Source organism: Halopseudomonas bauzanensis (assembly GCF_900114735.1).
GTDB classification, from domain to species: domain Bacteria; phylum Pseudomonadota; class Gammaproteobacteria; order Pseudomonadales; family Pseudomonadaceae; genus Halopseudomonas; species Halopseudomonas bauzanensis.
Window position 1 is genome coordinate 307,221 of record NZ_FOUA01000002.1, and the last position, 11,978, is coordinate 319,198.

At 56.8% G+C, this 11,978-nt stretch carries 9 protein-coding genes; 4 read left to right on the forward strand and 5 right to left on the reverse strand.

Annotation, left to right across the window (positions count from 1 at the left end; all coding sequences use genetic code 11):
• Nucleotides 1–36: 36 nt before the first annotated feature.
• Both BM267_RS07820 and BM267_RS07825 read left to right on the forward strand, forming a co-directional pair.
• Nucleotides 37–1,527, forward strand: a complete 1,491-nt coding sequence (locus tag BM267_RS07820) for a helicase HerA-like domain-containing protein (RefSeq protein ID WP_074778938.1) — start codon at nucleotides 37–39, stop codon at nucleotides 1,525–1,527.
• A gap of 85 nt (nucleotides 1,528–1,612) precedes the next feature.
• Nucleotides 1,613–2,194, forward strand: coding sequence for a DJ-1/PfpI family protein (locus BM267_RS07825; protein ID WP_074778935.1), 582 nt, complete (start codon nucleotides 1,613–1,615; stop codon nucleotides 2,192–2,194).
• Between the two features lie 100 nt (nucleotides 2,195–2,294).
• Here the strand turns inward: BM267_RS07825 and nadE are convergent, their stop codons facing one another.
• The 3 genes from nadE to BM267_RS07840 form a co-directional block, all read right to left on the reverse strand.
• Nucleotides 2,295–3,122, reverse strand: coding sequence for an ammonia-dependent NAD(+) synthetase (gene nadE, locus BM267_RS07830; protein ID WP_074778933.1), 828 nt, complete (start codon nucleotides 3,120–3,122; stop codon nucleotides 2,295–2,297).
• 106 nt (nucleotides 3,123–3,228) lie between these two features.
• On the reverse strand, nucleotides 3,229–6,456 hold the full coding sequence (locus BM267_RS07835; protein ID WP_074778930.1) for a type I restriction endonuclease subunit R: 3,228 nt from the start codon (nucleotides 6,454–6,456) through the stop codon (nucleotides 3,229–3,231).
• Nucleotides 6,457–6,535: 79 nt separating this feature from the next.
• Nucleotides 6,536–7,102: a DUF6933 domain-containing protein gene (locus BM267_RS07840; RefSeq protein WP_074778928.1), complete on the reverse strand. Its 567-nt coding sequence runs from the start codon at nucleotides 7,100–7,102 to the stop codon at nucleotides 6,536–6,538.
• 267 nt (nucleotides 7,103–7,369) lie between these two features.
• Here BM267_RS07840 and BM267_RS07845 point away from each other — a divergent pair, with 267 nt between their 5' ends.
• A complete protein-coding gene (locus BM267_RS07845) occupies nucleotides 7,370–7,684 on the forward strand; it encodes a helix-turn-helix domain-containing protein (protein ID WP_074778926.1) in 315 nt (104 codons plus the stop codon).
• Between the two features lie 250 nt (nucleotides 7,685–7,934).
• Here BM267_RS07845 and BM267_RS07850 read toward each other — a convergent pair whose 3' ends face one another.
• Nucleotides 7,935–9,332, reverse strand: coding sequence for a restriction endonuclease subunit S (locus BM267_RS07850; RefSeq protein ID WP_074778924.1), 1,398 nt, complete (start codon nucleotides 9,330–9,332; stop codon nucleotides 7,935–7,937).
• Entirely contained in the window at nucleotides 9,322–10,896 is a 1,575-nt protein-coding gene (locus BM267_RS07855; protein WP_074778922.1) for a class I SAM-dependent DNA methyltransferase, read from the reverse strand. The genes BM267_RS07850 and BM267_RS07855 overlap by 11 nt, the downstream gene beginning before the upstream one ends.
• A gap of 195 nt (nucleotides 10,897–11,091) precedes the next feature.
• Here BM267_RS07855 and BM267_RS07860 point away from each other — a divergent pair, with 195 nt between their 5' ends.
• Complete coding sequence (locus tag BM267_RS07860) at nucleotides 11,092–11,952, forward strand: restriction endonuclease (protein ID WP_074778920.1); 861 nt, start codon at nucleotides 11,092–11,094, stop codon at nucleotides 11,950–11,952.
• Nucleotides 11,953–11,978: the final 26 nt, after the last annotated feature.

Consider the following 11,978-nt stretch of genomic DNA (forward strand, 5'->3'; position numbering starts at 1 on the left):
AAGCCGTTTACACTCGGGTAATCCTTCCTCTGGAGCATGCCCGTGACCGATACCACTCTGCCGCCCCTGTTGCTGGGCGCCAACAGCGAACAGCGCGTTGCCATCGAGCCGCGCATGGCCAATCGTCACGGCCTGATTGCCGGGGCCACCGGCACCGGCAAGACCATTACCCTGCAGGTGATGGCCCAGGCGTTTTCGGAGATGGGAGTGCCGGTGCTGGTGCCCGACATCAAGGGCGATTTTTCCGGAATTGCCAAGCCGGGCATCATGAACGAGCGTCTGCAACAGCGGGCGGCACTGGTTGGCCTGGATGATCTGCAACCAAGCGGTGCGTCAACGGTATTCTGGGATGTCTACGGCGAACATGGCCACCCCCTGCGCCTGACCATGACCGACTTCGGCCCAATCATGCTGTCGCGCCTGCTGAACCTGAACGAGACCCAGACCGGCGTCTTGCAGATCGTGTTCAAGGTCGCGGACGACAACGGCTGGTTGCTGCTCGATCTCAAGGACCTGCGCGCCATGTTGGGTCACGTCAACGACAATCGAAGCGAGATCGGCCCCAAATACGGCAATGTCTCGCCCGCTAGTATCGGCGCCATTCAACGGGCGCTGCTGAATCTGGACAGCCTGGGCGGCGATCAACTGTTCGGCGAGCCGGCGGTCACCCTCGATGACTTCATGCAGACCAACCAGCAAGGGCAGGGCGTCGTCAATATTCTGCATGCGGCGCGCCTGTACCGCGACAGCCCGCTGGCCTATTCCAGCATTCTGCTCTGGTTGTTATCCGAGCTCTTCGAGCAGTTGCCGGAAGTCGGTGACGCCGACAAGCCCCGCTTTGTGTTGTTCTTCGATGAAGCGCACCTGCTGTTCAAGGATACGCCCACCAGCCTGGTTGATCGCATCGAGCAGGTCGTGCGGCTGATCCGCTCCAAGGGCGTCGGCGTGTATTTCATTACCCAGAGCCCGCTGGATGTGCCTGAGTCCATTCTCGGGCAGTTGGGCAACCGGGTGCAGCACGCCCTGCGCGCCTTCACCCCCAAGGACCAGAAAGCGGTGCGCACCGCCGCCCAGACCTTTCGCAGCAATCCAGGGCTGGATACCGAGGTCGTCATTACCGAACTGGGTGTGGGCGAAGCGCTGGTGTCGGTGCTCGATGCCAAGGGCGTGCCCACGCCGGTCCAGCGCGTGCTGATTCGTCCGCCCGCAAGCCAGATGGGGCCCATCAGCGACCCGGAGCGCAGCACCCTGGTGCAACGCTCGGTGCTGGCGGGTGTGTTTGACCAGATGCTGGACCGCGAATCGGCTTATGAGATCCTGCAACAGAACGCTGAACGGGCACTGTCGGAAGAAACCGTGGTTACCCGCCGCCAGTCCGAAGCCAAGCAAACCCGGCGCCCGGCCGCAGAGAAATCCGTCATGGGTGATCTCATCACGCAAGCAGGGCGCAGCGCCATGCGCGCCTTCGGCACGCAACTGGGCAGGCAGATCATGCGCGGGCTATTGGGTTCGTTGAAGGGGCGCTAGCTGCGCCCATTGTACTCGCTGTCTGTAACCCGTATGTCGGCAAACCCGTGCATGCTGGTCTTTTCACTATCTGGAGGGCCGTAAGATGAGCGCCAAGAAACTACTGCTGCTGGCCGGTGACTTCACCGAGGATTATGAAACCATGGTGCCGTTCCAGGCACTGACCATGCTGGGTTATCAGGTGGACGCGGTATGCCCCGACAAGAAAGCGGGTGACACTGTGCGTACCGCCATTCATGACTTTGAAGGTGACCAGACCTATACGGAAAAGCCTGGGCATAACTTCGCGTTGACCTATGATTTCGACAAGGTAAAAGTCGAGGACTATGTCGGCCTGGTGATACCCGGCGGCAGGGCGCCAGAGTATCTGCGACTGAACCAGCGTGTAATCGACATTGTGCAGCAGTTCGACAAGGCTCAAAAGCCCATCGCCGCGGTATGCCATGGCGCGCAGCTGCTCGCAGCGGCAGGCGTGCTGCAGGGCCGGGAATGCAGTGCTTATCCAGCCTGCGGCCCAGACGTGAAACTGGCCGGCGGAACCTATATGGATATTCCGGTGGATCAGGCACACGTTCAGGGCAATCTGGTCACCGCCCCTGCCTGGCCAGCACATCCCGCTTGGCTAGCCGCCTTCGTCAAACTGCTGGGCGCCCGGATAACTCTTTAAACCAAGTGGTGGCAGCACCTGCCGCAGCGTGAGGCGCGTCAGGTGCCCTTGTCGGTGATGCGAACCGTATCTGGCTAAGGGCGGCGAGCCGCAGCAATGATCAGGGTGCCAGAGGCAGCTGGCGCTTGTGCTCTGTCATGTCATACCGCTCGATGATCTTGCTGGCGACCGCATCGTCAACGGCGCCGCCCAACAGAAAGGCATCGATTTGCTCATAGCTCAGCCCGTAGGCATCCTCATCCGGCTTGCCGGGCTGCAGCTCTTCAAGATCAGCAGTGGGTATCTTGCCGACCAATCCGGCCGGCGCACCCAGATCCGCAGCAATACGTCGTACCTGGCTCTTGACCAGTCCCGTTAGCGGAGCCAGATCACAGGCCCCGTCGCCAAACTTGGTGAAAAAGCCCATCACCGCTTCGGCAGCATGATCGGTACCGACCACCAGACCGTTAACGAAATTGGCCAGGGTATATTGCGCGACCATCCGGGTGCGGGCCTTGACGTTGCCCTTGGCGAAATCGCGCTTGGCCGCTTCCGCTGGCTCGTCGGCAAAGTAGGTCATCATCGCATCTACCGAGCCCTTGATATCGACCGTGCGGATCTGGTCCGGCTTGATGAAATCCAGCGCCGCCTGTGCATCCTGTTCATCAAACTGCACACCATAGGGCAGGCGCATGGCGTAGAAAGTCGCCTCGTACCCTTCCTGACGAAGGGATTCGACCGCCAGCTGGCACAACCTGCCCGCCGTCGTCGAATCCACCCCGCCGCTGATCCCCAACACCAGCGCCCGCATACCGGAGCGGCGCAGCGTGTCCTTGACGAAATCGACGCGCCGCTCGATCTCCTGCTTGAGTTCAGCGGCTCCCTTGAGGTTCGGATTGACCTGCAACGCACTGCGAATATCGGCGGCCCGGGTTGATGCGGTGGTCATGCTTGTCTCCTTGGAATTCGGTACCGAAATGCTTAACAATCTAATAGTTCGACACGATAAACGAGGTTAGTGCCAACACCAAGACGGATCATCTGCTGGGCAAGCTTCACGACGACCTGTACTTCTTGAAGTTTTCCGCCTGCTCGAAAATCTCCTTGTACACCTCGTCCCGATCCACCGGCGGGTAACCATGTTTCGCCAGCACCAGGATCAGCCCAACCTTGAGCTCGGCCTTGATGTCAGCCCGTTGGCTCCAGTCGGTGTATTGCACCTTGTCATCCACCACCACTTTCACCGCAGCGGCGAGGGTCAGCAGCTTGTCTTCGGGATAAGTGAAGCTGTATTCATGAGCCAGCTTTTTGAGAATGTCATAAAAGGCTTTCTCTTCAATATCGATACCCAAGTCAGCGTAGGATTGCTTCTCATCTTTTAGCGCAGAAATGAGCTCCACAAACTTGTCGGTAATATCTTCCCAGACTTCGCCGACATAAAGCGTGTCTTCCTTACGCTCGTTGTAATGATCTACCAGCGCTTTGAATTTCGCCGCGAAATCGACGCCCTTGGTCTTATTGACCTTCTTGAAGTCCTCAATCGCCCTGGCCAACAACTGCTGCAATAATTTGATCCGGGTGTTGGGCAGTTTGATCTTCTCGATCTTGGCCAGATAATCATCATCGAAGATATCCATCTCACCGGCGCCATCCTCACCCAGCTTGAAGATTTCCTCCACGCCGTCGGCTTTCAACGCCTCGGCCACCATCTCGCGTACCCGGGCGTTCATCTGCGCGGTATCCGGTGCATTGCCCTTGGTCAGCTTGAACACGATGGAACGCACCGCCAGATAAAAATGGATCTGATCGCGCTCGGCCTGGCCGATGCCCTCCGAGCCGCAGCAAATGTCATAGGCGGCTTTCAAGCGTTTCACCAGCGCCATGAAGCGCTTTTCGACGTTGTCGGTGATCTGCGCATATTCTGCGGCCATGTTCAGGCAGTTGAGCTGTTCCAGCGGGCTACCGGTGTAGTACAGGCGCGCATCAAAGCGGTGGAACAGCTTGTTGAGCAGGTCCAGATGGTCCTTCACCACCACAATTGACTGGTTTATCTCCTCGATGTTCTGCTGGTCGGCCTTGTTGTAGTGAGCCAGCGCCATGTTCATCTGTTTCTTGATGCCGATGTAGTCCACCACCAGGCCTTTTTCCTTGCCCTGAAACTTGCGATTGACCCGTGAGATGGTCTGGATCAGGTTGTGGCGCTGAATGGGCTTGTCGATATACATGGTGTCCAGAAAGGGTACATCGAAGCCGGTCAGCCACATGTCCACGACAATGGCGATCTTGAAATTGGACTTGGCATTCTTGAACTGACGGTCCAGCTCCTTGCGGTATTCCTGGCTGCCGAGCATGTCGTACAGCGCTTTTGGGTCATCCTTGCCGCGGGTCATGATCATCTTGATCCGTTCCATCGGCTTGATGTCCTTGCGCTCTTGCTCGGTCAGCTCAACGCCTTGCTCGGCGGCCAACAGCTCATTCCACTGCGGCCGCAGCGCTATCACTTGCTGCCAGAAGGCATAGGCGATCTCGCGTTTGCTGCAGACGAACATCGCCTTGCCCTTCAGCGTTGAGCCTTCCTCGATGCGCTTTTCATAGTGATGAACAAAGTCGATGGCCAGCGCCTGGATGCGATCCGGGTCGCCGAGAATCGCGCTCATGTTGGCACTGGCTTTCTTGCTTTCCTCGATCTGATATTCGCTGGTGCCGTCTTCAGCGCACTGGGCGTAGTAGGCTTCGATATCCTTCAGCTTGTCATTATCCAGCAGCACCTTGGCGGCGCGGCCTTCATAGACAATGCGTACGGTGATCTCATCTTTCACCGACTCGGTCATGGTGTAGCTGTCCACCACGTCACCGAACACATCCAGGGTCGCGTCGATTGGTGTACCGGTAAAGCCCACATAGGTCGCGTTGGGCAGGGAGTCGTGCAGGTATTTGGCGAAGCCGAAGGTGCGCTTCACACCCTGGTCTGTCACCCGCACCTTCTGATCCAGATTCACCTGGCTGCGATGCGCCTCGTCAGAAATGACGATCACATTGGTGCGCTCTGTCAAAAGTTCGGTGTCTTCGGTGAACTTGTGAATAGTGGTCAGGAATACCCCGCCGCTGTTGCGGCCCTTGAGCAGTTCGCGCAACTGCGCGCGGCTCTCCACACTGATCACCGTCTGGTCGCCGATATAGCCCTTGGCATTGGTGAATTGGCCGGCCAGCTGGTCGTCCAAGTCAGTGCGGTCGGTGATCAGTACTATGGTCGGACTCTCGAACTCCACGCTTTTCATCAGCAAGCGGGTGAGAAACAGCATGGTGTAGCTCTTGCCGCAGCCGGTCGCGCCAAAATAGGTGCCGCCCTTGCCATCGCCCAATGGCTTACGGTGCAGCCGGATGTTCTCGTACAGCTTGTTGGCTGCGTAGAACTGTGGATAGCGGCAGAGGATCTTCTCTTCCTTCCTCGATACATCCGGGAAGTAGATAAAGTGACGAATTACCGCGCGCAACCGGTCTGGGTGAAACAGACCTTCGATCATGGTGTGCAGAGCGTTGATGCCGTCCTGCTCGATGCTTTCATCGCCGGTGATCTTGCGCCAGGTGTAATAGAATTCGTAGGGCGCAAACAGCGAGCCCATGCGCGAATTCACCCCGTCGCTGATCACACACAGCGCGTTGTACTTCATCAGCTCGGGAATATCGCGTACATAGCGGGTGGCCAACTGCTTCCAAGCGTCATGGATGGTCGTGTTCTCGCGCACCGCGCTCTTGAACTCGAACACCACCAGCGGCAGGCCGTTGATATACAAAATGGCATCAGGGATGCGCTTTTCGCTGCCTTCAATGGTGAGTTGACTGACCAGCCGGTAGATATTACTGCCGGCCCGGTAGGTCGCCGGAGCCTCGGCTTGCAAGGTTTCAACCTCGCCTGCCACGGGCACACGCTGTTCCGGCAGGCCGCTGTAGTCGATCAGCTGGATATAAAGGTCTTTCTGGCTCTGCTGAGTGCGCTCGCGCTTGAGCAGAAAACCATCGGCCACGCGCTTGTGAATGGTCTTGTTGGACTCATACAGATCCAGCGCCGGCAGGCTTTCCAGCTGCTGGATGATCGACTCGATCTCATTGGCGGTGATGTTATCAACGGCGTACTGTGCCGCGAGAAACTGGCGCAGATCGCCCTTGATAAGTACGTCGCTGTTGCTGGCGCGCTGAATGCTGTCGCCGGTGTAATGCGAGTAACCCTGCTGACCCAGCAGCTCGATAATCGCCTGCTCCAGCTTGGCCTCGTTGAAACTCATCGGGTACTCCTTATCCTCAATGACGACAGTTTCTGCGGAGCAGAAAGTACTATGCAAAAAGTGTATATCTGTTCAGCAACTATTCGGACTTTCGGGAAAGCTGATCCAATAGTGCCAGCATTGCCTTCATGGGCCAAACAAAGTCCTTGCTGCCCTTCACGTTACAGGGGCGGTCAGCAAGCCAGAGGCTGGCGCGGTAGGGGTTGAGATCCATGATCGATGCGCTGTCGTACCAGAGCATATGATCCACATCCTGCTTCATATGGTTCAGTGTGCCTTGCACCGATCGGTCGCACGTCGTGTCGCATTGCAGAGGCGTCAGAGCGCTGGCTGCCGCATTCAGTTGCGCCTGATTCGCGCCGCCCTTGAGCAGGGCATTCATCAACCCATCCTGAAACAAGTAGTCCAGCTCGGCAAAGTCCGGTTTGGTCAGGCAGGTGAGCAGCACCGGAAATCGGGTAGCGTCGTGGGCGAATAGCACGCAGTTGCGGCGTTGCAGTGTAAGCAGATTAGCGTGCCAGCCGCTCAAGGGGCTATCGCCTGCATCATTGGCTGCGAGCGGGCGGGCTCTGGTGTTCGGCAATCGACCGTTGGCGTCTATTGGCAGTCTGGCGAACAGTTTCTTTGTGCAGCGCAGCTGGATCATCGAAGTCCGATGCAACCTTGTATTGCAGTTGATATTGTCATGCCGAGTTTATTTCTGCGCAGATAGTAACACCTACAGTGCCAGTTTCTCGCGTGGCGTAAACTCGGGCTGCTGAACATCTCAGCCGCTGGTGCCTCCGGGCAAGCGGCGTCTTCTCGCCGCAGCAACTGCTAAGCAATACTGAGTGGTTGATGGTCATGTGTGACGGGCCCGCATTGCTTGAAAAGCATAGGCAGCTTGCCTACACTTCCGCAAGCGAGGTCTCAAATGAAGAAGCGCAATCTGTTTGATGAAATGCTGCAGGGCATCGATGAGATGGCGGCGCAGCGGGAGGGCAAGATCACCTTGCGTCAGGTGTCCGTTGAAGACAAGCCTGCCCCCAAGGTGACTGCAGATGAAATCGTCGCTCTGCGAAAGAAAATGAAGATGTCACAGGGGGTGTTTGCTATGCGCATACGAACGAGCCCTGAAACCCTACGCAACTGGGAACAGGATAAGGCGAAGCCGAATGCTCATGCGGCGCTGCTGCTAAAACTGGTTGAGCAGTACCCCGATATGCTTGATCGATTGGCTAGCGTGTAGATGTTTAGCTGCTCGTCGGCCCTAGCTTGCTTCAGACCCAGACGACAGCTATCTGCCGGAAGTGCTTCAGGACGGGCCGCAGTGCTTGAAGGATTGCAGGAGCGCCGAACAGGAACGCCTGCATGAGTAATCGCACTCCAGGTAGCTGTTTTGCAGGCTTATCTGCCAGATCAACCGGCCCATGGGTGTGAAAATTATGGTGTAAAATCCTCCGCCAAGTGAATGAATTTACACCATGTGGTTGCTTGTTTCAGAGCGCTTCAGCCAGCAGTTGTTCGGCTTCGGGGATGCGCAGTTGGCCGGAGAGGAGTTTGGGGAGGAGCCGATCTCTAAGCGAAGACAGTGTCCGCACCGCTGAACTACAGTTCGCCGCACAGTCCTGAAAAGAAGATACGAACTCGGCGAATTGGGCAAGAACTTCGACTCCAGGGTTCAATGTTGGAACGGATTCGATGTGCGTCTTTGTTACGGCTTCTCTGGATGCACCTGCATTCTGGCCCATTAGATAGCTCTTGGTACTGGCGTTCAGCAAGTGAAGGTGAAGGTACTTAGAAGGAACGCCTGGGCGTGGTCTTATTATAGCTACGTGCTGGTTTACCCTCGCAGGTAGCGCTTCTGAGGGTGCGATGCAAGTCCTAAGAATGGAGGCCCCGGTGATATTCAGAAGAACATCGCCCTCTAGCACGGTCACTCCTTTCAACTGCGCTGCAGCTTCATCCGTAATGCGCGCCAGCCCTTCCCAGACAAACTTCGAATCGTAAACATTTTGACTCCGAATCAAAGAGACACCATCCTCTATGTACACTTGGCTCCCGCCACGTGGTGTTGAGCCGCTACCGATTTTGGATGTTAACGTGTTTAACGTAACAGCATCCCACCTCTCCGGCACCCAGCCCATTTCTTCGGTAAACACAAAACGATCAGGGAATTGCTGACGGATGTGGGTGGGCAATGTGTGGGGTTGTTCGGGCGATGGCTGCTGTGCGGCTTGGGCGCGGCGTTCGGCGCGGTCGGCCAGTTCGTCGGGGATCGGATTGCCGGCGGCCAGGGCGTTGTCGATCACCGGATCGAAATCCACAAACCAGCTTTTGAACAACGCTTGTGCCATGGCTTCGAGCGTGGTGTTGATCTGGCGGTTGAGTTCGATTTTGTCGTCAAGGGAACCGAGGATGTCTGCAATTGCTTTTTGCTCAGACAACGGCGGGACTCTGATCGGAAAATCCGCCAACTCTTTCAAGGACAGTCGGTCGACGGTAGCTCCGCTATTCGTTCTTGAGCGAATCTCCTTTTGGAAATCAGGCCCTAGATATGCGAATAAGAGATAGCGAGGTAATACTTTACATACGAGAGGTCTTAACAATCCCATTCGACGGCCAAGGCACGCCCTTATCCCTTGGGGCATAAGCGCAGCTTCGCCAAGACGGGTTTCATACGAGAAAAGCACATCACCTTCAACTGGGGTGACACGTCTCGTCCATTTCGAGAATTGTTCTTCGCTCAGTCTTGCCGACTTGGAAAGATCGAGTTTTCCGTTCTCTAAGCTCGAAATGCTGAGAAAGTATGGACCCTCATCGGTCTTGTTTGGCGTGGCGTGCGGCCCATCGAAAACGGTAGCGATCGAGCCGATTGTGGTCCACTCACTCCCCATAACCCAACCCCTCCAGATTCCGCCGAATCACCGCATCCAGCTTGGCCGATTCCTTCATCTGCCGGTACAGGGTCTGGCTTAGCTCAGCCATCTTTTCCTCAAACAGCACGCCATCGTCTTCCACTTCCGCTGCGCCTACATAGCGACCGGGCGTCAGCACGTAGTCGTTTGCCTTGATCTCATCCAGCGTGGCGGATTTGCAGAAGCCAGGTACGTCTTCATATACCGTCTCGCCGTCGAATTCGCCCCGCCAGGCGTGGTAGGTGCGGGCGATGTTGGCGATATCCTCGGTGGTCAGTTCCTTGTGGGTGCGGTCGATCATACTGCCGGTGTTGCGGGCGTCGATAAACAGGGTTTCGCCCTGGCGGTCGCGGAAGTGTTTGCGACCATCACTGAACTGCTGGGCGCGCTTGTTTCTGGTCATGAACCACAGGCACACGGGAATTTGTGTGGTGTAGAACAGCTGGCCGGGTAGGGCGATCATGCAATCGATATGGTCGTTCTCGATCAGCTTCTGACGGATCAGGCCTTCGCCGCTGGTGTTGGTGCTCATGGAGCCGTTAGCCAAAACGAAGCCGGCGACACCGTTCTCGCTGAGCTTGCTCAGCATGTGCAGTATCCATGCGTAGTTGGCGTTGCCGGTGGGTGGTACTTCATAACCGGCCCAGCGCGGGTCGTTGGTCAGCTCGTTGCTGGCGCGCCATTCCTTCAGGTTGAACGGTGGGTTGGCCATGATGAAGTCGGCTTTCAGATCCGGGTGCTGGTCCTTGAAGAAGGTGTCGGTGGGCACTTCACCGAGGTTGCCGGCAATGCCACGAATCGCCAGGTTCATCTTCGCCAGCTTATAAGTGGTGGCGGTCTGTTCCTGACCATAGATGGAGATGTCTTTCTTGTTGCCCTGGTGATTTTCGATGAACTTGATCGACTGCACAAACATGCCGCCCGACCCGCAGCAGGGGTCATAAATCTTGCCCTGGTAGGGCTCGATCATTTCGGCGATCAGGTTGACCACGCACTTGGGCGTATAGAACTCGCCGCCCCCCTTGCCTTCGGTCGCGGCAAAGTTGCCGAGAAAATATTCATACACCCGACCAACCACGTCCTGCTCGTTATCGGCGACGGTATCGATATTGCTGATCGAGTCGATCAGCGCAGCCAGTTTGTTGGCCTCCAGGCCCAGACGCGAGAAGTAATTATCCGGCAATGCGCCGCGCAATGACGGATTGCTCTTCTCGACCGTGTGCAGCGCGGTGTCGATCTTGACCGCGACGTCATCCTGCTTGGCGTGCTTTCGAATATACGACCAGCGCGATTGTTCGGGCAGGTAGAAGACGTTGCGCATGGTGTAGAAGTCGACCATGTCGATATAGTCGCTCTGGCCAAGGTCAATCAATTCCTGCCGGCGTGCTTCGAAGGTGTCGCTGACGAATTTGAGAAAGATCAGGCTCAGTACAACGTGTTTGTATTCGGAGGACTCGACACTGCCGCGCAGTTTGTCGGCGGTATCCCAGAGGGTCTGTTCGAAGGATTTGGTCTTTTTACTGGATGCTGCTTGTTTGCTCATGTGTTTCGGCTTTGAGAGAGGCTAGTAAAGCGGGGCGAGCGATCCGTTGCAGGTATGCTGCGCCCCTGATGGCACGAAGCATAAAGCAGCGTGTCGGGTGTGTCCAAGGGTCGGGCCCGGGACGCAGCGGTGGCCTTTATTGTAAGGAAGGTCTACTTTAAATACAGGCAGTAGGCCACTCTCAGGAGCTCATGGATGGCGCGTAGACGTACTTCAACTTTCGATGATCTGGTAATAATCCTTTCCCGCTTGCCTTGGTGGGTCAGCCTGGGCATCGGTTTTTTCGCCTGGCTGATTCTGAATCCCATAGCCAACAGTCCTGTAGTTGTTCCCGCTGACGTCAAGCCCGGAGACATGTCGAGCGTGATGCTCAGCCAGCTGTGGCACACCTCCGCCATGATTGGGCGATACCTCATTCCGCTTGTATGTCTGTTCGGCGTGATTGGTTCTATTGCCGGGCGTCAGCGTCGTAAAACACTGCTTAAAGACGTCAAAGCTGCCACCCAACCCGGCAAAACCATAGATGGCCTCAGTTGGCAGCAATTCGAACAACTGATCGGTGAGGCGTTCCGAGGTCAGGGTTACAGCGTCACTGAAACCGGCGGCAGCGGCCCAGACGGCGGTGTAGACCTGATCCTGCGCAAGAGTGGAGAAAAGTCTTTGGTGCAGTGCAAACACTGGCGCTCACTGAGGGTCGGTGTGCCGGTGGTGCGTGAGTTCTTCGGTGCGATGGCGGCAGAAGGGGCTGCAGGGGGATTCGTCGTCACCTCCGGCCAGTTCACCGACGCCGCAAAAACCTTTGCTGCCGGCCGCAACATTCAACTGATTGATGGGATTCGGCTCAAACAATGGCTTGCCCAGCATCGCGCCACGCCCCCAGAGCCCAAGCCTGCGGAGCCCGACCAACCAGCCCATCAACCGATACCTGAGAACCCAACGTGCCCGGTATGCAGCAGCATGATGATCAAACGTCTGGCCAAGCGCGGTGCCAATGCAGGGAACGCCTTTTGGGGGTGCTCTAAGTATCCAGGGTGCCGAGGGGTAGTGAATGCTTGATTGAGAACCAAAAAAGGATAAACGCA